Raw genomic sequence first — 23,125 nt, 5'->3', positions numbered from 1 at the left:
CCGCCTTTATCCACCCGCTCTGCTGTTTTCTTTAAAGTTTAATATAGAATGACAATCCCACTTCCTACTATCTACTTTCTTCTGTCTACTTCCAACTTCCCTCACACCTCATCGCCCCTAACCACCAATCACTAATTAAAAAGAGGCTAGAGATTAGAGACTAAAGGCTAGTGAATAAGTATCACGCACTTCGTGCGTTATTAACAGACGGCGAAGCCGTGATGTTTCTCCCTAGCCCCTAGCCCCTAGCCCCTAGATCCTAATCCCTAACTCATATCTAGAGATTGCTTCGGGGTTTTCACCCCTTGCAATGACAATCCCACTTCCTACTATCTACTTTCTACTGTCTACTTCCAACTTCCCTCACACCTCATCGCCACTAACCACCAACCACTGTTTACTTTTTTTTCTATTCTTCACCTTATGAAGCTGACTTTTTCTTTTGTGTTCCAGCTGCCTCCGCTGACGTTCGAGGACGACGTCAAGGCCATTGCCAGGAATCTCCTGGGTGCCTTTGATTTCCTCTTGAACCTGAGCTCGTTCCGCAGTTCGTTCTTCTTGGACGGTACGGTGCTCGAGGCCATCAACCATGCGGCTGGTCCGCTCTCTATTGGGAAAATCCGGCACGGCATCCGCGAGGGCAAGCTTGAATTCCTGGGCGGCAGCTACCACGATTCATTGCTCCCTTTATTCCCGGCCGAACTGCAGCAGATGCAACTCAAGATGCACCGTAAGCTCCTTCGCAAGATGTTTGACGTTGAACCGACGGGGTTCTTCAATTCGTCAATGGTCTGGGAAATGGATATGACCGACCTCCTGTCGAGGGAGTCCTTTGAATATTCGCTTGTCAGCGAATCGGCATTGCAGGACGCATTGGGCAGGACAACTCCCATATCGGGTTGGTTCACGACCGAAGACAAGGGCGCTCTGATGCGCGTCGTTCCTGTTGCCGAAGGCCTTTCCCGCGCGATTGCCGAAGACAAGTTGGACTGGGATAGCTGTGCAGGCCCGTATTGCCGTGAAAACAAGTCGGCAGTCATTGTCCTTACAATGCCGCGCGATCCCAAAGAAATTGTGCCCTTCTTCGAGAGGCTTGCCGAATTTGTAGAAATGAACGAAATCCGGACCTGGCCTGTCGGACATATCGTTTCGCAGCAAGGTTCCGAAGGCAGCGTCAGTTCTCTCATGTCTGTCGGGACAAACCTGGGCTTGCCAACTACGGCGAAGAGTTGCCGTGAACTCCTGATTCGCAGGCCCGAAATCAACATGCTTCACAAGACTATCCTTGCTCTTTACCGTTCGGGCGTTGCCCAACTTGATGGCAAGGACCGGCAGGATTTTTTCAGGAGGCTTCTGCCGGCAATGCTCCCGCAGTATTTCCGCGACTTGCAGGATGGCGGCATGCGTTCTCCTGCGGTGCGCTGGCGAGCCTATAGGCACTTGATCAGCGTCGTGAACTGGCTGGGGCGGGCTACGGGCTTTAACGGCCTGCGTGTCGAGGTTTCCGATTTTCTCCTGGTCGGTCGCAAGCTGGTCTCGGTGGAAAATCCGCATTTTTCACTTTTGCTCGATTATGCGCAGGGCGGCACGTTGCGTTCCCTCAACTACAAACGTTCTACGCTCAGCCTCCTTTCGGCTTGGCGCGACGACGGCGAACCGACGCTTGGTTTCTTGGATTGCCTTATCCCGAACACGGCGCTCATGCCGGCCAAGCTGGACTTGATCCTCTCGAACCGTGAGAACCTCCTCGCGGAACCTTATGATTACCAAATTAAGCGGCACGAGGAATCTACCGATATCCAGCTGTCTTCGGAACAGGCTTTTTCTGTGGGTTCGCTCCGGGGCCTTTTGCAGGTGGACAAGCGCTATTCCCTCAAGCCTACGGATTCTACGTTCCAACTTTGGTATCGTGTGTCGAATACGACCTATGTTGATTTCAAGGGATACTTCGGCACGCTCATGGAACTGGGCATGCGCCCGTTCAGTTCAAGGAGTCAGGCTGTCTATATCAACGGGCAGAACCTCCGTTGGAAACTGGATATCCCGCTAATCTACCCAGATGCGAGAACGGTCGAAATTTACGACAGGGTGCTTTCGTGCTTGTTCCGCCTGGATTTCGATGTGCCGACGAACCTTTTCTTGGGTCCCATTTTCGGGGCTTCATCTACGGCGGCACCTGAATCGTTCCAGGGAATCCGCATATTCCCGTTCTGGAAACTCGCCATGGAAAGCCTGAACACCGCGAACTACGGCATCAAGGTCAGCCTGTCGCAAAGGAAAATTCTCAGATGAAGGCGGATTTGATTGATATCAGCGTAGACGACCGCGGTGAGGACGTCGAAATCAAGTTGTCCGGTTCTCTGGGCGTGTTCCAGCTGGCGGCTGTCCGCGAAAAAATTGAGATGCTTACCGATGGGCCCGGCTGTTTCTTCTTTTTCAACTTGCAGGATGCTCATTTCGCGACGGACGAGTACATCGTATTCTTCCTGGATTTGTTGAACCGCGTGCGCGGGCAGGGTTCCGCACTTATACTGCTGTTCGACAACGAGGAACAGAAACAGTATTTCGCGAAGTACCGCAACATTTTCGAAATTTACGCGAGCCGCGACGATTACCGGCATTCGGGTATTGCGAAACAGATGTGGCAGGTCGGAATCCATTACGGCAAGAAAACCGGGCTCCGCCTGAGCCCTTCTGTCGCCATCGCGACGGCTTTGCTCATCATCGGCTGGGCGGTGACGATGTTCCTTATCGTGGTCTCGCAGGGGCGCGATATTGTGGACAAACAGGCGCAGATTATCGCATTGCAGAGCCAGAAAGACCGCTATGTCCGTGAAATAGACAAACTAGAATCTTCTATTGGCCCGCTGCGCAAGCTCGGGGTTGTCCAGGATACGACTATGCTCAGCTCTTTTGGTGCTATACAGGACTGGGTTTCCTATTTGGAATACCTGGAGAACGACAGGCGTGAAAAATAGTATCCAGATATCGCCGCCGCTGATGGTGCTGATTCTTGCCGGGCTATTTGCCTTGCTTGTGGTCTTTGGCGTGTGCTGGTTTTCGAGGGCGAATACCTTGGCGCACTTGGCCGAGCAGGAATCGGCTTTGCGGAGCGATTTGGAGCAGTTGGATACTTGGGGCAAGTGGACGATTGATTACGTGAAAATCGACCGCGCGCTGAACTACCTTTCCAAGAACAAGTTGACGCAGGGCACCCGCACGGTGCTTGCTGAACAAATCTGGAAAATCTCGAGGTCGTACTATATCGACCCGCTCTTGATCCTCGCCGTGGTGGCGCAGGAAAGTCGCGGCAACCCGAATGCGCGTGGCCGTGGCCGCTCCGGCAAGGAAACGGGTGCGATGGGTCTCATGCAAATTAAGCTGGAGACTGCTCAGCTGATGGGGGCCCGGTTCGGATTGATCATCGAATCTACCGAGGACTTGTTGCGCCCAGAAGTGAATGTCGCTGTGGGTTCGGCCTACCTGATTCGCCTGTTGGGAAAGTACGGCAACCTGAAGTCGGCTTTGATGGCGTACAATCTGGGCCATGCGGCCGTGGACAAGATGATTGCGAGTGGACAGCCGATTCCTTCCCGTTACTATGATAGGGTCATTTCCAAATATTGGGATCTCGCGAGACTTTCTTTTTAGTAAATTTATATTGTGATTATTCGTCCGCTGGTACCACTGTTGCTTGCCGGGCTCGCTTTTGCTGCCGAGGTCCGCTATGACTGCCTACGTTTTGTGGAGGCAGGGCTTGCTTTTGACCCGCAGGTGGAAGAACTGCGTTACGGTACCGAAGCCAAGAAAAACAAGATCGATGCGCTCAAGGCGGAAGCGATTCTGCCTACGTTTACGATTTCGATGTTGGTTGGCCCTGCTCCGGGCCTCAAGGAATACAACGACTACTATTTCAACGAGAATGGCGACACGCTCGGTGTCGAGAAGGCCGAGAAGTACGATTTTTCCAAGATGGGACCTTTCTGGGGTGTCGAGGGTAAGTTCGTGCAGCCGCTCAATCTCGGGCAGTACCGTACGGGGAAAGAGGCGCTGCAGGCCGACCTCCAGCAGAAAAGTTTCGAAATCGAAAATCAGCTCCACCAGAAGGATGTGGAATTCCAGACGTATTACTACAATTACCTGCTTGCACTCGAAATGAAGCGCCTGGCCGATGATGCAAAACAGCAAATCGACAAGGCTTACGAGCAGATGGAAGAAGCGCTGGACGACGACGATCCGAACGTTACCCAGATGGATTTCTTGAACCTCAAGGCGAAAATGCACACGGTCAAGGAGGCCGTGACGGAGGCTGATCTTGGCATGAAGCGTGTCCAGCTGGCTATCCGGTTCTCGCTGGGCTTGCAAGAGGGGGATGTTTTCGTGGCCGAGGATTCGATCTTGCTCCCGCGAACAGAACCTTTGCCGAGTCTTGATGATGTGCGCGCTATGACCGAACGCCACCATCCCGAACTGCGACAGCTTTCTGCCGGGCTTAGGGCTCGCCGCTTGCAGATGGATTTGTCCGAGGCGAAACTTGCACCGGAGTTCTTTATCATGGGCGAGTTCGAGTATGTGAAAAGCTGGGCCGGCAACCGAAGCGTGATGCAGAAGAACGCCTTTGCCCAGGATGCCGTCAACAGGCTTACGGGGGCTATCGGTATCGGACTGCGGTATCGCCTGAACTTCTGGAACAATTGGGAAAAGTACAAAGCGTCGCGTACGGAATATCATGGCTTGCAACTGAAGGAGGCCTATGCTGTAAACGGCCTTGTTGCTAAAGCCGAAGAACAGTATTATCAGGTTGTTGCCGCCAAAGAAAAGATGGATGCCCTGCAAGAAAGCTTGCGTGCGACGGAGTCTATTTTGAAGGGCGCTGCGATGCAGTATGATTTGGACAAGTCCAAAACCAGCGAACTGGCGTCGGCCTACACCCAGAACGCCACGGTCAAGAAGGATTACTATTTCGCCGTTTGCAAGTACAATGTGGAGTTTGCCCAGTTGATTGCAAAGATGGGATGGTCCTTAAAGGACTTCCATATGGTGTACATGGTTAAAAAAACAGGAGAATAGGATGTTGAAGAAATTGGTTATTATGCTTGCTTGTGCGGCTGTCGTTGCTTTTGCCGCCGACGACCCGGTTACGGTCATCAAGAAGAAGGATGCGGAACTCCAGACTTTGCTCAAAAAGTCGAACCGCAGTGCCAAGGAAACCGAAAGGGTCAAGTCGTTGCTCAACGATTCGTTCGACTTTGCTTTGCTCGCCAAGAAATCTCTTTCGACGAAGGACTGGGATGCTCAGGATGAAGCCTCCCGCAATAAGTTCGTATCGGAATTCCAGCGCATGGTCCGCAATTCCAGCGCAAAGCGCCTTGAACTCTACCGCGCCGATTCTACGATATACGAACCGGCCAAGATGAAAGGGACCAACGAGGCCCGCGTGACGGCGCATCTGTGGAACAAGGGCAAGGAATCTGTGCTGGAATACAAGATGAGCCTTGTGGACGGTACCTGGAAGGCTTGGGACCTGGTCATTGACGACCTCTCTACAGCCCGTAACTACAAGGACCAGTTCAGCCAGATCTTGAAGACCAAGAGCTTTGCCGAACTGATTGACATTATCAGTAAGAAGGCTGACGAAGCCGAGAAGTGATGGGCGGATTTCTCTCTTGGCTTGTACTTGTTGCCTGCGTCCTCGTTTTGGTCGCCCTGTTTTTCCCATTCCGGTTCAGGGCCGAATTCGAGGCTGGCGAACATGGCGGCAAGGTACGCCTTTTCTTTTTTAAAAAGAAACTGTGGTCTGGAGAGAAAAAGTGGGGCCGCGGGAAACGCGATGCGAAAGCCCATGAGAATGACAGAGACCTAGATAGTGATATCGTGGACGACGACGAATCCTTTATGCCGGAATTCGTCGCGACGGCACCTAAACCGAAGGTGGAAAAGAATGCTGCACCCGTAGCCACTCCACCTCCTGCTGTGGAAAATAAACTGGCGGAGATCAAGGCACAAGCCAGGATGGAACCGAAAGAAGCGGAACCTGTAAAGACCGAACCTGTTAAAATAGAATCTGTAAAAGCTGCACCTGTAGAAACGGCTTCAAATCATGATGCCCCAGAACCGGCCCCCGAGAAAAAAGAAAAGCGCAAACTGACAGAGGCGGAATTCTGGACGATACTTCTCACGCCGGAATTGGATAGCTGTGCATTTCGCTACGTGAAGAGCTTGCTTGGAATCATTTTTAAGTTGTTCAATATCCGGTTCGAAAACTGCTATGTTGAGGGAATCCGTGCGGATTATGTTACGATGGGTTACGGGGCTGCAGTAAATGCCGTGATGAAAGGTTTCCCATATTTGGAATCGTGGGACATCCGTATGGATTGGTGTCGCGACAAGGATTTGTGTACTGCAGGGACGATCCATGCGAAGACGAACCTTTGCCGTGTGTTTTTCCTGTTGTTTGCCGCCGTGTTTTATGTTGCAGTTCTTTTCTTGTCGTTCTGGCGTCGCCGTGCGCATGTGCTCAAGACGGGTGAACTGCCGGAACTTGGTTTTGTCCGTAAAAAGATTGTCGGCTGGATGGTGGAGGAATAATGCCTGCTTTGACTTTGGATCGCCTGCTCTCGTCGATTGGTTTCGGTTCCCGCAAAGAAGCGCGTGCGCTTGTGCGCATGGGGCTCGTGGAATTGGACGGCCAGGTTGTAGAAGACCCGTTCATGGAGTTTGCGGAAAGGCCCGCTTGCATTACCGTGAATGGCGAAGAAGTGACGACAGAAGAAAAGTTGTACGTGATGCTCGATAAACCGCTCGATGTGGAATGTAGCCATAACGCCCGTGACCACCGCTCGGTCTTTGAACTTGTGCCCGACCGTTTTACGGCAATGGGTATCCAGACGGTGGGCCGCCTGGATGCGGATTCTACCGGATTGTTGCTGCTCTCGAACCAGGGCGATTTTATCCATAGGGTCGAAAGCCCCAAGAAGGGATTCTTGAAGAAATACCGCGTGACGCTTGCTCGCCCGTTTACGGCAGAACAAGAAGCGGAACTCCTGAAGGGCGTGATGCTCAAGGGGGAACGCCGCGAGGTTGTTGCCCGTGCGATTGAACGCGATGGGGATTCTGTCGTCGTGAGTATTGGTGAAGGGTTGTACCATCAGGTGCGCCGCATGTTTGCTGCTGTCGGGAACCATGTGGAAACACTTAAACGCGAATCCATTGGTCCTGTGGCTCTAGATGATACGCTGGGTAATGGGGGGTGGCGCTTCTTGACGGCAGAAGAAGTGAATTCCTTGATGTAGGCTGGACTTGCCATGGCAAGTATGGCTATCTTTTAGATGGAAATATTACAGGAGGTTGTTATGCCTTGTAAACTGAAATGGGTTATTGCTGCATCTGCGGTTGCTGCCGCGACGATGTTCACTGCCTGCGACGGGCAGGGTGACCAGTCCAAGAAGCGTGCGGAAGCATTGCCTGAGGCGCAAGAACCGATAGCCTCTGCAAAGTCGGTGGTGGTGTTCTTCTCGCAGACGGGCTCGACTGCAAAGCTGGCGGGCATTTTCAAAGAGGCGAGGAATGCCGATGTTATCGAACTCAAACTTGTGGAGCCTTACCCGTCTACTTACGACAGCACGATTGCCAAGGTAGGTGCGCAGCGCCAATCCAAGCAATGGCCTGCTCTCGTGAATGCAAAAATTGACCTTGCCCAGTACGATACGGTTTTCTTGGGTTATCCTATCATGTTCGGCTCGTTCACTCCGCCGATATACACCTTCCTCGATTCCAATGATTTGAGCGGTAAGGTGGTTGTCCCGTTCTGTACTTTTGGCAGCGGTGGTCGCAAGGCGAGTGCCGCAGAACTCAAGGAACTTGAACCGCAGGCCAACGTGACGCTTGCTTACGGAATCACCAACAAGCGCATCAATGCCGAAGGCGGTATCGAAAAGGCGAAGGCCGAAGTCGAGTCGTTCTTTGCAGACCTTGCATCGGGCAAGACCGACGAAATGCTCATGGGCGGCTACTCCGAGCAGCGCCCGCTTGTGGCCGAAGATTCCGCCGTGTTTGCCGAGGCGACAAAGGATTATGCCTACTTGGGCTTGAAACCGCTGAGCGTTTCTACGCAGGTGGTGGCGGGGACGAATTTCCTTTTCGTCTGCGAAATGAAGGCTTTCGGTGGCCCTGCGGTGCAGGCTAACGTAAAAATATTCCGTCCGCTCCCCGGACGCGGAAACCCCGAATTGATTTCGGTGGAAAAGTAGATTTATAAAGAGGACTTTGTTATGAAAATTGCTGTTATTGGTGGTGCTGGGTATATTGGTTCGCATACGGTGCGTGAACTTTTGGACCGTGGTCATGAAGTTTGTGTGTTTGACAATCTTTCGAGTGGCTTGGAACAGAACCTTTTCCCGGAAGCGGGCTTTGTGAAGGGCGACATTCTCCATCCCGACGAGATTGAAAAATTCCTCAAAGACTTCAAGCCGGAAGGATTGGTCCACTTGGCCGCTTTCAAGGCTGCGGGCGAATCGATGCTCAATCCCGAAAAGTACAGCGTCAACAATATCACAGGGTCCATCAATATCCTGAACGCGGCATCTGCTGCTGGAGTCAAGTATTTTGTGTTCTCGAGTTCTGCTGCGACTTACGGGTCCCCGCAGTATCAGCCAGTTGATGAAAACCACCCGACAAACCCTGAGAATTATTACGGCTACACCAAGCTCGCTATCGAAGGGTTCCTCAAGTGGTACGACCAGCTGCGTGGTATTAAGTTCGCTGCCTTGCGCTATTTCAATGCCGCTGGCTACGACGTGAAGGGGCGTATCAACGGGCTCGAAAAGAACCCGGCGAACCTGATTCCGGTGGTGATGGAAGCCTTGCTCGGCAAGCGCAAGGAACTGCTCGTGTTCGGTAACGACTACGATACGCCCGATGGCACGGGCGTGCGCGATTATATCCACGTGAACGACCTTGCAATCGGTCACGGGATGGCGTTCGATTACTTGCAGAAGAACAACAAGAGCTTGATTGTAAACCTCGGCGTGCAGCAGGGGAGTTCCGTGCTCGACGTGATCCACATGGCAGAGAAGGTGAGCGGTCGCAAGTGCCCGTACCGCATTGTGGAACGCCGCCCGGGCGACCCTGCGACACTCGTGGCCAACCCCAAGAAGGCTCACGAAGTTCTTGGCTGGAAGGCGCAGTACAGCGATTTGGAAACGTTGCTTGCGACAACTTGGCGCGCTTACTTGGCGAACGAGAAGTAGGCTTTTTAGCCTTGCTTCTTGGAAGCGAGTTCGATAAGCCGCTTTGCCTGGATGGCGAGGGCGTCCCCTTCGCCGAGGCTGAGTACCTGATTGAGGCGGCGCAGACCCTCTTCGCGGTCCAGCCCCTTGGCCACCCTGATTTCTCCGATGTTGAAAAGAGCCCTGCGGGCGAGCTTTTCGTTTTTCTCCATCGAAAGCCCTTTTTCGAGTAGCATGAGCGCGATTTCGGCGCTGTTTTTGCCCTTGGCTGTTTCGCCCCATTCTAGCCACTGCACGCTGGGGACGCTGATGTACATGTTCGGGCTGGTCATGCGTTCGGTGAGGTCTTTTGCTGTTGCCGTGTCGATGGGGTATTCTTGCAGGAGCGAGGACATTGCCTGGGTCAGGATTTGCTGGGCCTTTTCGTAGCGGGCTTCGTTCGCTTCTTGCAGCCCGTCCTTGATAAGGGCACGTGTCTTTGCCTTGCGCATGGCGATAGGATTGTTCGATGCGGTCTTGCGGATGCGTTCTTCGAGGGCGTTCGCCTTCCGCTCTTCGTGGCTAATTTTGCGGTTGGGGATTTTTAATCCGGCGACGGCCCCGAGGGCGAAAGTTGCAATCGAAGTCAGGGCGACGGCACCGTAAATGCCTCCGTAGCCGAGTGCGTTTGCGATGAGGTCGATGACGGCTCCGATGATGGCCACCGCGCGCACGGTGCCAGGGACTGCGTCTTTTGTGAGTCCGAAACTCGTTGCGCCCAACATGAAGGCGAGCGCGATGCTTGCTCCCATGTACCGATCGCCTACAAAGTGGTCAAAGAAACTCGTTGACGTACAAAGGACAACTCCGATACCGCCGACTAAGACAGCTCCTGCGAAGCAACCGAGAGTGACGGCGACGCCCCAGCGCCTGGAAAGTTGCACGTAGGCGAACAAGAAGAATATCGCAAATATGGCGTAGTTCAACATGCCCGGAGTGAGAATCCAGGAGGTAAGGAGCCTCTCGTATTCGGCGTCTTTGGGAACAAAGGCCATGGCGTAGCGTGCGTGCTTGTCGGTATATTTCTTAATCCACTTGTAACATTCCTGTTCGAAAATCCGCTCGTTCGGGTAGACTTTGTGGTCTTTTGCGTATTCTTCCTTGCCACCGCCAATTTCCCACCACGTCCGGAATTCCTGACGCATTTCGGCGATGCGGTCTTCGATGATGTAGGTGTGGTTCTGCTGCAGGTAGCGGTCGCGATACTGCTCGAATTCTTCGGCTCGCGTTTTTTCGTCGGCTTTGAGCCCTATCGCCATGAACTTTGGTGCGCCTTCTTCTTCCCACCATGTGTTGAAACTCTCGGCGATGCGGTCTTCGCGTTGGCTCTGCTGGATAATGGGGGAGTATATCGTCACTGCGTTGAATATGCCTATGGCGATGATTGCCGCAAACACGACGTAGTGGTGAATCTTGAGTTTCTTGACGAGGCTTTTCACGTTTTCGTTCATATAAAGGAATATATATTAAAAAACGCCCGTGTGGCCGGGCGCTTTGGAATGATTTCTTGGGAAAGGTTACTTTTTCTTGCCGTTACGGTTCCCGTTGAACATGGTCCACTCTTCTTCTTGTTTGTCGAGCGTTCCGGTGATGAAGTCGTAGGCTTCGTCGACGGTGTCGCAGAACTTGAAGAGCTTGAGGTCTTCTTTGTTGATCATGCCAGCCTCGGCGAGGTATTCCCAGTTCACCACCTTTTTCCAGAACTTGGAATCGAAGATGACCACGGGGAGCTGCTGGGCGTATTTGTCGGTCTGGATGAGCGTGAGCATTTCGAACATTTCGTCGAAGGTGCCGAAGCCGCCCGGGAACACGACGAGGGTGCGGGCCTTGCGGAGGAACCAGTACTTGCGGATGAAGAAGTAGCGGAATTGCAGGCTCAGTCCATTGTCGATGTAGGGGTTCGGATGCTGTTCGAACGGGAGCTTGATGTTGAGGCCGATGGAGGGCGTTCCCACATCGTTTGCGCCGCGGTTGCCCGCTTCCATGATGCCGGGGCCGCCACCGGTCATGATGGCGTAGCCCTTGCGGCGGTTGTTGGCCCACTTGCCGAGGCGTCCGGCGAGTTCGCGGGCGTCGTCGTAGGACTGGGCCACCTTTTCGAGGCGGTCGAGACGGTCGAGTTCCTTCTTGTCTTTGCAGTTCTTGCGGAGTTTCTTGATTTCGGCAGGCGGGAGCGTCCTTGCAGAACCGAAGAACACGATGGCGTTCTTGATTTCTTCGTCCTCGAAAATCTGCTGGGGTTCAAAAAATTCAGAAAGGATACGGATGGTCCTGCCGGCGTCGCTTTCGATGAACTTCGAATCGTAATAAGCCATTTTCGGGGTTGCCGTATCTATGTCGCACTTGGTTTTCTTCTTAACAGTCTTTGTAGCCATGATAAACCTCTTTTTATGATATTTAACTTGAATCTACTTTCAAAATTTCATTCGGCAACAAAAAAATGCGATAAATATGCATTTCGTGCTCGCAGGGGGCTGTTCAGGAAGGAAAAATCTTTATATTTACGTCATGCTCGTAAAAATATGGACAGACAGTTTTATTATCACCGGCGAAATCGACACGCTCCGTGACGAACGCCTTACGGACTATATCCGCGAAAACAAGGACTTCATCGCCGTGACGCAGGTGAAGGTCAGCGACCGTTCCGAACGCGACCTGTTCAGGACGCATTTCTTGAATGTGAGCACAAGCCACATCGAGATCATTCTCCCTGCGGAATAATTACGCTATGGGGCTCCCGTGGGGGCGCCTAGATGCTTTCGTAGTAATGGGGGGACCTGAGGCGCTTTTCGAAGTCGCTGATGGTCAGCGGCTGGTCGAAAAGGAATCCCTGGACCAACGGGCAGTGGATGCGTTTGAGGAACTTGACCTGGGCCGGAGTTTCCACGCCTTCGGCGATGGTCTCGATGCTCAGCTCGTTAATCATGTTCACAATATTGCGGATGACGATTTCGTCTTCTTTTTTCGGGCTTTCCAGGTTGTCGATAAGCGACTTGTCTATCTTGATGACATCGACGTCCAAGTTCTTGAGGATGTTCATGGTGGAATAACCCGTTCCAAAGTCATCGATGGCGACCGAGATGCCGTTTCTCCTCAACTTCTTGACGAAACTTTCAAATTCCGCGTAGTCGTCGTAGTCCGAAATTTCGGTCAGTTCGATTTCGATATACTTGCTGTCGATATCGTACTTCTTCATGATGGAGAGAATCTCGTTCACGATATTCTGGTTGCGCAGGTTGCGCTTGGAGAAGTTCGACGAAATGCGGACGATGTGCATGCCTGCGTTGAGCCATTTCCTGAGGCACTTGCAGACACATTCGAATACATACAGGTCGAGCCTGCAGATGGTTTCTTCTTTCTCCAGAATGTTGACGAATTCTGCGGGCGGGATGATGCGGTCGTCGTGGACCCAGCGGACAAGGGCTTCTGCACTGTGCATGTTGTTGTCGTACAGATTGATCTTGGGCTGGAAGTAGATGATGAACTCTCCGTCGTTCAGCGCCTGCGGGAAATGGGTCGACACCTTTTTCTGGTACATGACCTTTTCCATCATCTCGGGCTTGAACAGCGTGATGTCCTTGTTGAGTACGTTCCTGCCGAGGTCAAGCGCGATGGCGCTCTTGTTCATGAGCTCGTTGAACGTGTCGCCTTCCGTGGCGCGATAGACGCCCATGCGGGCCATGACCTGCACGATGAGTTCGCTTCCCTGTTTGCGCTCGTTGATGGGGAAGATGACGAACTTGTTCAGGAAGTCGTTGGTGCGCTCGCTAAGGATGAGGGCGAAGAAGTTGTCGCCGCCCAGGCGTACGAACACCTCGCCTTCCTTGAGGAAGGCCTTCGCGCTCTGCGCATAGATGGTGAGCACCCTGTTGCTGGGTTCCGGACCGAGCGACTTGTTCACGTACTTGAAGTTCTTCAGGTTGATGAAGAAGGCCGTGTATTTGAAAAGCTGCTTTTTTTCTTCGAGCATGTTGCCCATCTGTACGAGGTAGTGCGGGTTGTGCACTCCTGTAGCCGCGTCGGTGATTGTGGCCTGGTAGATGAGGTCCGAGAGTCTAGAGTGTTCGAACAGGGCCCTGATGATGGAAGAGAGGAATTCGACGTCTGCACGGGCTTCTGGTGTGAACTCGTTGCCCTTGGCCGGGTACATCCGGATGGCGGCGATGTAGTTGTCCTCTTTGGCACATTCGGTCGAGAGCGGCTCGCCGGTTGCTGTCCCCCTGTCGAAAAGGCGGACGGGCGAGTTGGACGCTTTCTTGTCGTCTACCGCTTCGGTGGGGCGGGTTTCCAACTCGATTCTTGCGATTCCCAAGGCTTTGGCCAAAGGGAGAATTTCTGTGGAAAGTTTTTCCAGCGTTTGTGCGGGTGACAACGCACTGCTGTACATTGCGTTCCAGAAGTCCCTAAACAACTTGCTGCAAAAATTACCTTCCATGTTTTCCCCATTCAAAAAGCCGAGCCAAATTTAGCTTTTTCTCGGCGTTTTCTGATGGCGCGGAAGTTTTTTTTATGAAGATATTTGACCAAAATTGGGCGCTTGCGCGTAACTCGTTGATATGTAACGTAATAAGAAAATAAGCTGCCGCGCGGGGCGGCTGATGGTGTGGGATTTTTCGCGCCTATTTGGATTGGAAAGAATACAAAATTTCTATTTTTTTCGCGCATTTTATGAGGTATCCTCTATGACAGCTGAGGCAGATAAGCCGAATATCATAACGGCCTCCCTGGACTTTTTGGTCAATTGGGGCAGGACGAATTCTCTTTGGCCGTTCCCTTACGGTACGGCATGTTGTGCAATCGAGTTCATGAGTACGGAAGTGGGTCGTTACGACCTTTCCCGTATTGGTTCAGAGTACGTGCGTTTTACTCCGCGCCAGTCCGACGTGCTGCTTGTCGCGGGTACGATTACCTACAAGCAGGCTCCTATTCTCAAGCGCATCTACGAACAGATGGCTGAGCCGCGTTGGGTGATTGCTATGGGCGCCTGTGCTTGTTCTGGCGGTTTCTACGACTGCTACTGCACGGTTCCGGGTATCGACCACATCATCCCGGTGGACGTGTATATCGGTGGTTGCCCGAGCCGTCCGGAAGCGTTCTTCGATGCGATGTTCGATTTGCAGAAGAAAATCAAGGACGAGTCCTACATGAAGCAGCGTGCCGAACGCGTGAAAGAACAGCTCGAAATGATCAAGGCGAAGACCGCCGAGGCGAAGGCTGCCGCCAAGGATTTTGCCCGCGAAAAAGTCGTGGACATCAAGGATTTCGTGGCGTCCAAAGAGCAGGAACTCGTCAAGAAGGCTCAGTTCTGGAAGGAGTAGGGAATGAATACTGTTGAAGATATCTTCTCCGTCCTGGAGGAAAAGTTTGGCGCGAAGCGCGATACGCAAGACAAGTGGGGCGTGGCCGCCATCGTGAGTGCTGCCTACCTGCACAATGCGGCCCTGTTCCTCAAGGACTCTGCCGCTATCAAGTTCGAGATGCTCGTGGACATCGCGGGTATCGACTACCTGACCTACCCGAACCACGAAGGTCCGCGCTTTGCCGTCTCTTATGCGTTCAAGAGCATGTCCGTCCCGGGCGCACGCATCCGTCTGAAGGTGCTGGTCGGGGAGGCCGATTTGAAGGTCTCGACGATCAGTGACCTTTTCGCGAACGCCAACTGGTACGAGCGCGAAGTGTTCGACCAGTTCGGTATCGTGTTCACGGGCCATCCGGACCTCCGCCGCCTGTTGAACCATGTGGAATTTGTTGGACATCCGCTGCGCAAGGACTACCCGGCCCAGAAGCGCCAGTGGCTCTCTACCAACGATTATCTGCTCCCGGCTTTGGAAAAGCGCCTGGAAGACCTCGGTTACAGGGTTGTCCAGCGTAGCAAGGAAGTCGGGACCAACGACAACGAATATCTCGAAGGGAGTATCAAAGAATGATCGTATTGGATCCTAATGGCGAAAAGCTGAACTTGATGCCCTTGAACGTGGGACCGAGCCATCCGGCGACCCACGGCTGCTTGCGTTTCTTGGCCGCCATGGACGGCGAGACGATTGTCGCGAGCGTGGAAGAAATCGGTTATCTGCACCGCGGTTTTGAGAAGATGGTCGAACGCGGCACGTGGCAGCAGGTGCTGCCCTATACCGACCGTCTCAACTACTGTTCGGCGATTATGAACAATATCGCCTACGTGCGTGCGGTGGAGACGATGTTCGGCGTGGAAATCCCGGAACGCTGCAAGGTGCTCCGCGTGATTGTGAACGAACTTAGCCGTATCAACGACCACTTTGTGTGCATTGCGGCTGCTTTCCAAGATTTGGGCGGCACGACTCCGTTCATGTACGCGTTCAACCCGCGTGAAGAAATCATGTGCATCTGGGAAAAGCTCACGGGTGCACGTCTCACCAACAGCTATGCCCGTATCGGTGGCCTCTACCGCGACAGCTACGACGGCTTCGAGCAGGATGTGCTCGCCGCCCTCGATTCGACGGAAAAGGCTTTGAAGGATTTGCACGCATGTCTCGACCGCAACCGCATCTTCCTCGACCGTACCGTGGGCATCGGCAAGATTTCTGCTGAACGCGCCATCAGCTACGGCTGGACGGGCCCCTGCCTCCGCGCCTCGGGTGTCGCATCCGACTTGCGCAAGGACGAACCTTATTACGATTACGAAACCTACGACTGGGAAGTTGTCGTGGGTACTCAGGGCGACTGCAACGACCGCTTGCAGGTGCGCATGGCCGAAATTGAGGAATCTGTGAAGATTGTGCGCCAGGCCCTGAAGCGTCTCGCTCCGGGCCCGGTCGACATCGTCGACCCACGCATCCGCGTGCCGGCGCACAAGCTGGCCTACCAGGACATGGAAGGCCTCATCGGCCGCTTCAAGAGCGTGTACGAAGGTATCCGCGTCCCCGAAGGCGAATTCTACTGTGGCAGCGAGTGCGCGAACGGCGAACTCGGCTTTACGATTGTTTCTGACGGCAGCGGCCATCCGTACCGCATCAAGGTGCGCCCGCCCTGCTTCACGCAGTTCGCCGCATTCCACGAACTCGTGGAAGGGGGCATGCTTGCCGACTCCATGGCTGTACTTTCCGGCCTCAACATCATTGCTGGAGAACTTGACCGATGAGAGAACATATTCAAGGTGCTGTTCAGTTTGTCTCCAATAACCGCCTGAAGTTCGACGGACCGTCGCAGCCCATCGAGGCTCTGCCGGATCCGGCGCAGACATTCGGCCATGTTCACAAGGCCGTCCCGCAGCCCGCCCCGAAGGAAGTGCTCGCCAAGCTCGACACTCCCGAGATCAAGGAACGCTGCGCCGACTTGCTCAGCCGCTACCCGGTGGGCCAGGGTGCGCTCCTCGAAGTGCTGTGGCTGGTGCAGGGCGTGTTCGGCTGGGTCCCCACGGAAGGTATCCGCTGGGCGGCTAACGTTTGCGGTTGCGCTCCGGCCCATGCGCTCGGTGTCGCGACTTTCTACACCATGTACAACCACGCCCCCAAGGGCAAGTTCCTGTTGCAGTTCTGCCGCAACATCAGCTGCACCATCAAGGGAGCCCCGAGCCTGATCGCCTATGTGGAAAAGAAACTCGGCGTGAAGACCGGCGAAACCACTCCCGACGGACTCTTTACCGTGCTCCAGGTGGAATGCCTCGGCAGCTGCGGCAACGGCCCGATGATGCTTGTGAACGATGACTTCGCGACCGACGTCGTGGATGGAGAGCTTAAGATGAAGCGCGGCACGACGCTCACCGAAGCGAGCATTGACCGCATTATTGCCTGGTGCAAGGCTCACGTGAACGACATGCCGAAGCATGACGTTCTTGGCGGCATCGTCAAGGGCCACGGCGGCCACCCCGGAGCCCCGGGTGCTACGGCCAAGCCGCAGGTCGCCGACTATGCTCCTCCTTCTCCGGTCTTGAACGTGAAGGCCGAGGCCGACGATGCCGGCGCCACGCTCACGTGGAAGGGCGCTCCCGAATTCACGAAGATCGTGGTCGAAAAGAAGAATGGTAACGACTGGGTCGCCGTTGGCGAGCCGGGCGTTAAGGACAAGGCGTTTGTCGATGCGAGCGGCAAGGTGGGCGATGTCTACCGCATGATTGCCACTTCCGGCGAACGCACGGCGAAACCTTCCAACGAAGCGGTGACTACCCAGAAGCCGGTTCCGGTCGAGGAGGGCAAGTAATTATGGCAGAAGTAGTGAAAGTTTGTACGCAGAATTTTGGCAAGGGCGCCCAGGACATCGAAGTCTACAAGAAGCTGGGCGGCTATGCGAACATCTCGGAACGTTTGTTCAACATGAGCCAGTTCGAGCTCATCGACTACGTGCAGCGCTCTAACTTGCGCGGCCGTGGCGGTGCAGGCTTCCCGACCGGCATGAAGTGGAGCTTCGTGCCCCGCAATTCCGGCAAGCCCGTGTACATCGTGGTGAACGCGGACGAAGGCGAAGGCGGTACGTTCAAGGACCACTTCCTGATGATGGAAGATCCGCACCGCTTGATCGAAGGCCTGATTATCGCGGCTTGGGCGCTCGGTTCTCGCGCGGCATACATCTACTGCCGTGGCGAATTCCTGCCCTGCATCGAGAGCATCAACAAGGCTTTGAACCAGGCATACGTTGCCGGTTACCTCGGCGAAAATATCATGGGCACCAAGTTCTGCTTCGATATCTTCGTGCATCGCGGCGCCGGCGCCTACATTTGCGGTGAAGAAACTGCTTTGATTAACTCGCTCGAAGGCCAGAAGGGTCAGCCCCGCCTGAAGCCGCCTTTCCCGGCGGTGAGCGGCGCCTGGAAGTCCCCGACCTGCGTGAACAACGTGGAAACCATCATGGCTCTCCCGTGGATTCTGCAACACGACCCGAGCGAATACGCCAAGATGGGTACGCCGCGTGCCGGTGGTACGAAGGTGTTCTGCATCTCGGGCGACGTGAAGAATCCGGGCGTGTACGAGGCTCCTCTCGGCACTCCGATGATGACGATGATTAACGAATATGCCGGCGGCGTCGTGGGCGGAAAGCTCAAGGCCGTGCTGCCGGGCGGTTCCTCCTGCGCTCCCTTGACTGCCGAAGAAGCCGCTGTCGCGACGATGGACTACGAATGCCTCGCCTCGATGAAGACGATGTTCGGTTCGGGCGCCATGATCGTGATCAACGATACGCACAACATGGTCGACCTTTTGAACTGCCTCGGTAACTTCTACAGCCACGAATCTTGCGGCCAGTGCACTCCGTGCCGCGAAGGTACGGGCCTGTTGCACCGCATGCTGAACCTGATTGTCGCGGGCAAGGGCCACGACGGCGACGTGGAACTGATGCAGAGCCTCTGCGGCGGCTTTGGCGGCGTGACGATTTGCCCGCTGTCCATTTCGCTCGGCGGCCCCGTCTCGAGTTACACGGCGAAGTTCCGTGCGGACTTTGATGAGTATATCGCAAAGAATCCCGACCACGCCAAGCCGCGTGTTCAAGAAACCTATCGTCCTGGAATTTTCTGGTAATAATATGAGTAACTACTACAACATGCCGAAACTCCCGACCGAGAACAGCCCGAAGGTGGAAATCTTCGTGGACGACAAGCCGGTGATGGTTCCTGGCGATACGAACCTCCTCGAGGCCCTCAAGGCTGTCGGGATTGAAACTCCCCACGTATGTTACCATCCTTTCCTCCCGGTGTCGGGTAACTGCCGCCAGTGCCTGGTGGAACAGGAAGGCCCGCGTGGCCGCATGCTCGTGATTGCATGCTACACGCCGGTCGCTCCGGGGATGAAAATTTTTACGCCTGCATCCAGCGCCCGCGTGAAGAACGCCCGCAAGGCTACGCAGGAATTCATGCTGGTGAACCACCCGCTCGATTGCCCCATCTGCGACAAGGCCGGTGAATGCACCCTGCAAGAAAACTACATGGAAGCGGGCCAGAACGAATCCCGCATGCGCCCCGAGTTCGGCAAGAACTACCACGGCAATCCCGAGCACCAGTTCATTGATGCGAAGGGCCAGGTCCGTGGCGGCAAGCATGTGGACTTGGGCCCCCGCGTGTTGCTTGACGAAGAACGCTGCGTGCAGTGCGACCGTTGCGTGCGCTTTATGCGTAGCATCGCCGGTTCCGAACAGCTGCAGCTCGCTGGCCGTGCCGACCACACTTACATTACGACCTTCCCGGGCGAAAAGCTCGACCACGAATACGACTTGTGCGTCACCGACGTTTGCCCGGTGGGCGCGATGACCGCCAAGTATTTCCGCTTCCAGAAGCGCGTATGGCTCTTGAGCCACACACCGACCATCTCGATGGACGATTCCCTCGGCGCGAACATTTGGCTCGACCATGCCGACGGCCACATCTACCGCGTGATGCCGCGTTGCAACCCCGAAGTGAACCGCAGCTGGCTCTCTAACACGAGCCGCCTCGCGTTCCAGAACTTCGACAAGAACCGCCTCCCGGCAATCGATGTGGAATCCCTGCCTATCGGCAAGGGCAAGGTTGCCCTGGTCGCCGGTGGTGCCTGCACCATGGAAGACCTCGCCGCGCTCCGCATGTTCAAGGAATCCCTCGGGGATGGAGCCGAACTGTTCGGCGGCAGCCTGCTCAAGGTGAACGCTCCGGACGGCATCGCCAAGAGCGGCGACCCGGTGGCGAACCGTAGCGGCATGAAGCTCATGGGCTTTGCCGACGTTTCTGAATTCATGAAGCGCGCTTCCGAGTTCGAAACCCTCGTGACCGTGAACGCGGACCTCTTCGGTGAAGATGCCGCCGCCGCGAAGGATCTCGAAAAAATCAATAGCCGCATAGCGCTATCCGCTTTCGACGATGCGACCGCCCGCAAGGCGACAATCGCTATCGGCGTAAGGCACTGGAGCGAGGTGCAGGGCACGATGGTGAACAGCTTGAACATTATCCAGAAGCTGAACGCCTGCCCGGTTTGCCCCGACGAAAATCTTAAGGCCGCTTACGAGGTCATATCGGAATTGGCCGGGAACAAGCTCGAAAGTGCATCTGCCGCGTTTGCCAAGGCGACGGAATATGTCCCCGCGCTGGCCGGACTTACCTACGACAGCATCAAGAGCACTGGAAAACTCCTCGAAGGAGGTAACGCATAATGGATATTATCGAATCCAGGACATGGATTGAATGGGTCATCACGATTGCGAAGTTCGCCTTCTGCTTCGTGCCTGTTCTCTACATCCTTCTTTTGATTCCGATGGAACGCCGTGGCGCAGGCTTCATGCAAGACCGCCAGGGACCGAACCGTTCCTACATCAAGATTCCGTTCTTCGGCAAGATCCGCTTGCTTGGCTACGTGCAGAATATGTGCGACGGCACCAAGCTGTTCTTCAAGGAAATGTTCGCTCCTGCGGGCGTGAACAAGGTGCTCTACTATGTTGCTCCGGCGATTCCGTTCGCTATCGTGTTCCTGAGCCCCTGCGTGATTCCGTGGTTTGGCCCGATGGTGTTCGAGTGGGGCGGCCAGGTTGTCCGCATTCCGGGCTCCATCGTGGATTCCGAGGTGGGCGTGCTTTTGCTGTTCGGTCTCTCTTCGCTCTCGGCTTACGGTGCCGTGCTGGCCGGTTGGGCGTCCAAGTCCAAGTACAGCTTCCTCGGTGCGCTCCGTACGAGCTCCATGACGATTAGCTACGAAGTCTGCCTCGGCCTTTCGATGATGGGCATGCTGCTCCTCGCGGGCTCCTTCAACCTGACCGATATCGTGAACTGGCAGGAACACCACGTGTGGGGCATTGTCGCCCAGCCGGTGGCGTTCTTCTGCTTCCTTATCGCCTGTATCGCCGAGACGGGCCGCGCTCCGTTCGACGTGGCCGAAGGTGAACCTGAACTCGTTGCCGGTTACCATACCGAATACGGTGCCATGCAGTTCGGCCTGTTCTACATGGGTGAATACTCGCACATCTGCATCAACAGCTTCCTGGTGGCGACGCTCTTCTTGGGCGGCTACTCGGTGCCGTTTGTTACGACCGAGACGATGCAGGCCCACATGGGTGGCTCGCTGGCCATTCTCTGCGGCGTGCTGGCCTTCTTCGCCCTGGCCTTCCTCCACCTGATTTACCGCTATTCCCGCAAGCTCAAGGCGACGAACCTTACGAACCGCTTCGAAATCCTGCGCGAATACAGCCTTTACAAGATTGTTGCCTGGCTGGCCGTCGTCGTGCTTGTTGCCGGTGGCGTTTGTGCCTGGCTCTATTACGACCCGTCGAAGTTCGTGGTGAACGGCTTTGCCGTGGGTAGCTTCGCTACCGCGGTGGGTACCGCCCTCATCCACTTGCTCGTGCTTGTTGCAAAGAGCGTGTTCTTCTGCTGGGTGTGGATTTGGGTCCGCTGGACTCTGCCGCGCTTCCGTTATGACCACGTGATGCACCTCGGCTGGAAGATTATCCTGAATATCGCCCTCATCAACCTCGTGGTGACCGCCGTCATCGCTAAACTCGTAGGGGGGAACTAATGCGCGTTATTAAACAGAAACCCATGAACTGGGTTGAACGTCTTTATGTCTTTGAAGCGATTCGTGGCCTTTGGACGACGCTCAAGCACGCCGCTCGCGGCCTGTTCCGTTACGAGACCTTGCCGACGATTTCTTACCCGGAAGGCCAGCCGGAAGTCCGCAACACTTACCGTGCCAAGCACCGCCTGATGTTGCGTCCGGATGGAACGCCCCGTTGTGTCGCATGCGGTATGTGCGCTGCGGCTTGCCCTGCCCACTGCATCTTTATCGAGGCAACGGCCAGCGATGACCCGCGCATCGAAAAGAAGGTGAAGCGTTTCGACATTGACCATTTGACCTGTGTGTTCTGCGGCCTCTGCGCCGAAGCCTGCCCGGTGGATGCGCTCCGCATGGATACCAAGGTGATTTCTTTTGAGCACAGGACCCGCGACGAGTTCGTGGCCCACCTGGAAGACCTTACCGCCTGGGATCCGAAGGATTATCCCGAAGACGAACAGAGCCAAGTGGCTCCGGGCGGAACTAAGAATGCCGAGGCCCGCAAGGTCTGGGGAATGGAGGTGAAGTAATGCTTGCCCTGATATACTTTATTATTCTGGGAATCCTCGCTGTGGGGAGCGCGCTGTGCGTTCTCCTGTCGAGGCACCCGCTGTACGGCGCACTTTCGCTCGTGCTGTCCATGCTCTCGCTCGCTGGCATCTACGGCCTGCTGGGCAGCCCCTTCATCGGGGTGGTGCAGGTCATGGTCTACGCCGGTGCTATCATGATGCTCCTGACGTTTGTCATCATGGTGCTGAACGGCGCCCGCGATTCCAAGACACCGATGTTCGATGGCGTTTCCCTGTTTGTCATTCCGGGCGTTATCGTGCTTGCGGCCCTCGTCGGGTTTGTTCTCGTGCGTACCCCGATGGCGTTTGACGAAACGACGCTCCGCGGTTCTGTGGCTCTCACGTCTCGCACGCTGTTCGATGTCGCGCAGACGGGCCCGGGCTACTTTATCTTGTTCGAGATCCTTGGCTTGCTTTTGCTGTCGTCGATGGCGGCGGCGGTGCTCCTCGCCAAGAAGCGCCTCGGTTCTGTAGATTCTGACGACAAGGAGGAAAAATAATGGCATTGGAAGCTATTTACGTGCAGGTCCTTGCACTGATCCTTTTCTCCATTGGCCTGATTGTGGCGATTGCCCGCCGTAACGTGTTCTTCGTGCTGATGGGTGTCGAAATCGCCCTGAACGCGGTGAACCTGAGCTTTGTCGGGTTCGCAAAGACCCTGCCTGCCGACTTGAGCATCGCGGGCCAGATTGTTCCGCTGTTCTCCATCGCGATTGCCGCGGCGGAGGCTTGCGTCGGTCTTGCTATGGTCATCCTCATTTTCCGTAACCGTGAAAGCGTCGACGCCGACACGTATTCCAACATGAAGGGGTAAACA

23 protein-coding genes and 1 pseudogene are annotated in these 23,125 nt (G+C 55.0%); 20 read left to right on the top strand and 4 right to left on the bottom strand.

All coding sequences use genetic code 11. The annotated features are described in order from the left end of the window. The first annotated feature begins 423 nt into the window (after window positions 1-423). From Q0Y46_RS11300 to galE, 9 genes are read left to right on the top strand one after another with little or no spacing between them, the layout of a single operon-like run. Entirely contained in the window at window positions 424-2,292 is a 1,869-nt protein-coding gene (locus tag Q0Y46_RS11300) for an alpha-amylase/4-alpha-glucanotransferase domain-containing protein (protein WP_297947452.1), read from the top strand. Then, window positions 2,289-2,978 (top strand): hypothetical protein, encoded by a 690-nt coding sequence (locus Q0Y46_RS11295; protein ID WP_295684457.1) that lies wholly within the window; start codon window positions 2,289-2,291, stop codon window positions 2,976-2,978. Before Q0Y46_RS11300 ends, Q0Y46_RS11295 begins: the two co-directional genes overlap by 4 nt. Continuing rightward, window positions 2,968-3,651, top strand: coding sequence for a lytic transglycosylase domain-containing protein (locus tag Q0Y46_RS11290; RefSeq protein ID WP_295684455.1), 684 nt, complete (start codon window positions 2,968-2,970; stop codon window positions 3,649-3,651). The genes Q0Y46_RS11295 and Q0Y46_RS11290 overlap by 11 nt, the downstream gene beginning before the upstream one ends. A gap of 12 nt (window positions 3,652-3,663) precedes the next feature. Continuing rightward, window positions 3,664-5,070, top strand: a complete 1,407-nt coding sequence (locus Q0Y46_RS11285; RefSeq protein ID WP_295684452.1) for a TolC family protein — start codon at window positions 3,664-3,666, stop codon at window positions 5,068-5,070. A 1-nt stretch (window position 5,071) separates the two neighbouring features. Continuing rightward, window positions 5,072-5,650: a phospholipid-binding protein MlaC gene (locus Q0Y46_RS11280; RefSeq protein ID WP_295684449.1), complete on the top strand. Its 579-nt coding sequence runs from the start codon at window positions 5,072-5,074 to the stop codon at window positions 5,648-5,650. Beyond that, entirely contained in the window at window positions 5,650-6,588 is a 939-nt protein-coding gene (locus Q0Y46_RS11275; protein WP_297947449.1) for a hypothetical protein, read from the top strand. The genes Q0Y46_RS11280 and Q0Y46_RS11275 overlap by 1 nt, the downstream gene beginning before the upstream one ends. Beyond that, window positions 6,588-7,292 carry a pseudouridine synthase gene (locus Q0Y46_RS11270; protein ID WP_295684443.1) on the top strand — a complete coding sequence of 235 codons (705 nt, stop codon included), beginning with the start codon at window positions 6,588-6,590 and terminating at the stop codon, window positions 7,290-7,292. The genes Q0Y46_RS11275 and Q0Y46_RS11270 overlap by 1 nt, the downstream gene beginning before the upstream one ends. A 60-nt stretch (window positions 7,293-7,352) precedes the next feature. Continuing rightward, window positions 7,353-8,249, top strand: a complete 897-nt coding sequence (locus Q0Y46_RS11265; RefSeq protein WP_297947447.1) for a flavodoxin — start codon at window positions 7,353-7,355, stop codon at window positions 8,247-8,249. 21 nt (window positions 8,250-8,270) lie between these two features. Further along, on the top strand, window positions 8,271-9,248 hold the full coding sequence (gene galE / locus Q0Y46_RS11260) for a UDP-glucose 4-epimerase GalE (RefSeq protein ID WP_297947445.1): 978 nt from the start codon (window positions 8,271-8,273) through the stop codon (window positions 9,246-9,248). Window positions 9,249-9,253: 5 nt separating this feature from the next. Here galE and Q0Y46_RS11255 read toward each other — a convergent pair whose 3' ends face one another. Both Q0Y46_RS11255 and Q0Y46_RS11250 read right to left on the bottom strand, forming a co-directional pair. After that, window positions 9,254-10,717 (bottom strand): hypothetical protein, encoded by a 1,464-nt coding sequence (locus Q0Y46_RS11255; RefSeq protein WP_297947443.1) that lies wholly within the window; start codon window positions 10,715-10,717, stop codon window positions 9,254-9,256. A 66-nt stretch (window positions 10,718-10,783) separates the two neighbouring features. Then, a complete protein-coding gene (locus Q0Y46_RS11250; RefSeq protein WP_297947441.1) occupies window positions 10,784-11,641 on the bottom strand; it encodes an LOG family protein in 858 nt (285 codons plus the stop codon). A 133-nt stretch (window positions 11,642-11,774) separates the two neighbouring features. Between Q0Y46_RS11250 and Q0Y46_RS11245 the strand changes: the two genes are divergently transcribed. Then, window positions 11,775-11,987: a hypothetical protein gene (locus Q0Y46_RS11245; protein ID WP_295684429.1), complete on the top strand. Its 213-nt coding sequence runs from the start codon at window positions 11,775-11,777 to the stop codon at window positions 11,985-11,987. 28 nt (window positions 11,988-12,015) lie between these two features. Here the strand turns inward: Q0Y46_RS11245 and Q0Y46_RS11240 are convergent, their stop codons facing one another. Both Q0Y46_RS11240 and Q0Y46_RS11235 read right to left on the bottom strand, forming a co-directional pair. Continuing rightward, window positions 12,016-13,701, bottom strand: a complete 1,686-nt coding sequence (locus Q0Y46_RS11240; RefSeq protein ID WP_295684427.1) for a bifunctional diguanylate cyclase/phosphodiesterase — start codon at window positions 13,699-13,701, stop codon at window positions 12,016-12,018. A gap of 11 nt (window positions 13,702-13,712) precedes the next feature. Further along, window positions 13,713-13,931 carry a hypothetical protein gene (locus tag Q0Y46_RS11235; RefSeq protein ID WP_295684425.1) on the bottom strand — a complete coding sequence of 73 codons (219 nt, stop codon included), beginning with the start codon at window positions 13,929-13,931 and terminating at the stop codon, window positions 13,713-13,715. Between the two features lie 17 nt (window positions 13,932-13,948). Here Q0Y46_RS11235 and nuoB point away from each other — a divergent pair. From nuoB to nuoK, 10 genes and pseudogenes are all read left to right on the top strand, one after another. Continuing rightward, window positions 13,949-14,428 (top strand): annotated as a pseudogene (gene nuoB / locus Q0Y46_RS11230) (NADH-quinone oxidoreductase subunit NuoB); the annotation flags it as partial. 159 nt (window positions 14,429-14,587) lie between these two features. After that, the gene (locus Q0Y46_RS11225; RefSeq protein ID WP_297947439.1) at window positions 14,588-15,193 is read left to right on the top strand and encodes an NADH-quinone oxidoreductase subunit C; all 606 of its coding nucleotides are present in this window, start codon (window positions 14,588-14,590) and stop codon (window positions 15,191-15,193) included. Continuing rightward, on the top strand, window positions 15,190-16,383 hold the full coding sequence (locus Q0Y46_RS11220; RefSeq protein WP_295684416.1) for an NADH-quinone oxidoreductase subunit D: 1,194 nt from the start codon (window positions 15,190-15,192) through the stop codon (window positions 16,381-16,383). Before Q0Y46_RS11225 ends, Q0Y46_RS11220 begins: the two co-directional genes overlap by 4 nt. Continuing rightward, window positions 16,380-17,441, top strand: coding sequence for an NAD(P)H-dependent oxidoreductase subunit E (locus Q0Y46_RS11215; RefSeq protein ID WP_297947437.1), 1,062 nt, complete (start codon window positions 16,380-16,382; stop codon window positions 17,439-17,441). Before Q0Y46_RS11220 ends, Q0Y46_RS11215 begins: the two co-directional genes overlap by 4 nt. Window positions 17,442-17,443: 2 nt before the next feature. Beyond that, complete coding sequence (gene nuoF, locus Q0Y46_RS11210) at window positions 17,444-18,751, top strand: NADH-quinone oxidoreductase subunit NuoF (protein ID WP_297947435.1); 1,308 nt, start codon at window positions 17,444-17,446, stop codon at window positions 18,749-18,751. Continuing rightward, window positions 18,675-20,348: a 2Fe-2S iron-sulfur cluster-binding protein gene (locus Q0Y46_RS11205; protein ID WP_297947433.1), complete on the top strand. Its 1,674-nt coding sequence runs from the start codon at window positions 18,675-18,677 to the stop codon at window positions 20,346-20,348. Before nuoF ends, Q0Y46_RS11205 begins: the two co-directional genes overlap by 77 nt. Beyond that, on the top strand, window positions 20,348-21,703 hold the full coding sequence (locus Q0Y46_RS11200) for a complex I subunit 1 family protein (protein WP_297947431.1): 1,356 nt from the start codon (window positions 20,348-20,350) through the stop codon (window positions 21,701-21,703). The genes Q0Y46_RS11205 and Q0Y46_RS11200 overlap by 1 nt, the downstream gene beginning before the upstream one ends. Beyond that, the gene (locus tag Q0Y46_RS11195; protein ID WP_297947428.1) at window positions 21,703-22,269 is read left to right on the top strand and encodes an NADH-quinone oxidoreductase subunit I; all 567 of its coding nucleotides are present in this window, start codon (window positions 21,703-21,705) and stop codon (window positions 22,267-22,269) included. The genes Q0Y46_RS11200 and Q0Y46_RS11195 overlap by 1 nt, the downstream gene beginning before the upstream one ends. Beyond that, complete coding sequence (locus tag Q0Y46_RS11190) at window positions 22,269-22,808, top strand: NADH-quinone oxidoreductase subunit J (RefSeq protein ID WP_297947426.1); 540 nt, start codon at window positions 22,269-22,271, stop codon at window positions 22,806-22,808. The genes Q0Y46_RS11195 and Q0Y46_RS11190 overlap by 1 nt, the downstream gene beginning before the upstream one ends. Continuing rightward, complete coding sequence (nuoK, locus tag Q0Y46_RS11185) at window positions 22,808-23,122, top strand: NADH-quinone oxidoreductase subunit NuoK (protein WP_295860235.1); 315 nt, start codon at window positions 22,808-22,810, stop codon at window positions 23,120-23,122. The genes Q0Y46_RS11190 and nuoK overlap by 1 nt, the downstream gene beginning before the upstream one ends. Window positions 23,123-23,125: the final 3 nt, after the last annotated feature.

The organism is uncultured Fibrobacter sp. (assembly GCF_947305105.1).
In the GTDB taxonomy this organism is placed as follows: domain Bacteria; phylum Fibrobacterota; class Fibrobacteria; order Fibrobacterales; family Fibrobacteraceae; genus Fibrobacter.
The sequence above is the reverse complement of the archived record's forward strand: the minus strand, read 5'-3'. Positions and strand labels throughout refer to the sequence as shown.

Bases quoted from the DNA above. Each gene is read 5' to 3' on its own strand.
- Q0Y46_RS11300 (WP_297947452.1), top strand. From the start codon at position 424: ATGAAGCTGACTTTTTCTTTTGTGTTCCAGCTGCCTCCGCTGACGTTC.
- Q0Y46_RS11295 (WP_295684457.1), top strand. From the start codon at position 2,289: ATGAAGGCGGATTTGATTGATATCAGCGTAGACGACCGCGGTGAGGAC.
- Q0Y46_RS11280 (WP_295684449.1), top strand. From the start codon at position 5,072: ATGTTGAAGAAATTGGTTATTATGCTTGCTTGTGCGGCTGTCGTTGCT.
- Q0Y46_RS11275 (WP_297947449.1), top strand. From the start codon at position 5,650: ATGGGCGGATTTCTCTCTTGGCTTGTACTTGTTGCCTGCGTCCTCGTT.
- Q0Y46_RS11270 (WP_295684443.1), top strand. From the start codon at position 6,588: ATGCCTGCTTTGACTTTGGATCGCCTGCTCTCGTCGATTGGTTTCGGT.
- Q0Y46_RS11265 (WP_297947447.1), top strand. From the start codon at position 7,353: ATGCCTTGTAAACTGAAATGGGTTATTGCTGCATCTGCGGTTGCTGCC.
- galE (WP_297947445.1), top strand. From the start codon at position 8,271: ATGAAAATTGCTGTTATTGGTGGTGCTGGGTATATTGGTTCGCATACG.
- Q0Y46_RS11255 (WP_297947443.1), bottom strand. From the start codon at position 10,717: ATGAACGAAAACGTGAAAAGCCTCGTCAAGAAACTCAAGATTCACCAC.
- Q0Y46_RS11250 (WP_297947441.1), bottom strand. From the start codon at position 11,641: ATGGCTACAAAGACTGTTAAGAAGAAAACCAAGTGCGACATAGATACG.
- Q0Y46_RS11245 (WP_295684429.1), top strand. From the start codon at position 11,775: ATGCTCGTAAAAATATGGACAGACAGTTTTATTATCACCGGCGAAATC.
- Q0Y46_RS11240 (WP_295684427.1), bottom strand. From the start codon at position 13,701: ATGGAAGGTAATTTTTGCAGCAAGTTGTTTAGGGACTTCTGGAACGCA.
- Q0Y46_RS11235 (WP_295684425.1), bottom strand. From the start codon at position 13,931: ATGCGCGAAAAAAATAGAAATTTTGTATTCTTTCCAATCCAAATAGGC.
- Q0Y46_RS11225 (WP_297947439.1), top strand. From the start codon at position 14,588: ATGAATACTGTTGAAGATATCTTCTCCGTCCTGGAGGAAAAGTTTGGC.
- Q0Y46_RS11220 (WP_295684416.1), top strand. From the start codon at position 15,190: ATGATCGTATTGGATCCTAATGGCGAAAAGCTGAACTTGATGCCCTTG.
- Q0Y46_RS11215 (WP_297947437.1), top strand. From the start codon at position 16,380: ATGAGAGAACATATTCAAGGTGCTGTTCAGTTTGTCTCCAATAACCGC.
- nuoF (WP_297947435.1), top strand. From the start codon at position 17,444: ATGGCAGAAGTAGTGAAAGTTTGTACGCAGAATTTTGGCAAGGGCGCC.
- Q0Y46_RS11205 (WP_297947433.1), top strand. From the start codon at position 18,675: ATGAGTATATCGCAAAGAATCCCGACCACGCCAAGCCGCGTGTTCAAG.
- Q0Y46_RS11200 (WP_297947431.1), top strand. From the start codon at position 20,348: ATGGATATTATCGAATCCAGGACATGGATTGAATGGGTCATCACGATT.
- Q0Y46_RS11195 (WP_297947428.1), top strand. From the start codon at position 21,703: ATGCGCGTTATTAAACAGAAACCCATGAACTGGGTTGAACGTCTTTAT.
- Q0Y46_RS11190 (WP_297947426.1), top strand. From the start codon at position 22,269: ATGCTTGCCCTGATATACTTTATTATTCTGGGAATCCTCGCTGTGGGG.
- nuoK (WP_295860235.1), top strand. From the start codon at position 22,808: ATGGCATTGGAAGCTATTTACGTGCAGGTCCTTGCACTGATCCTTTTC.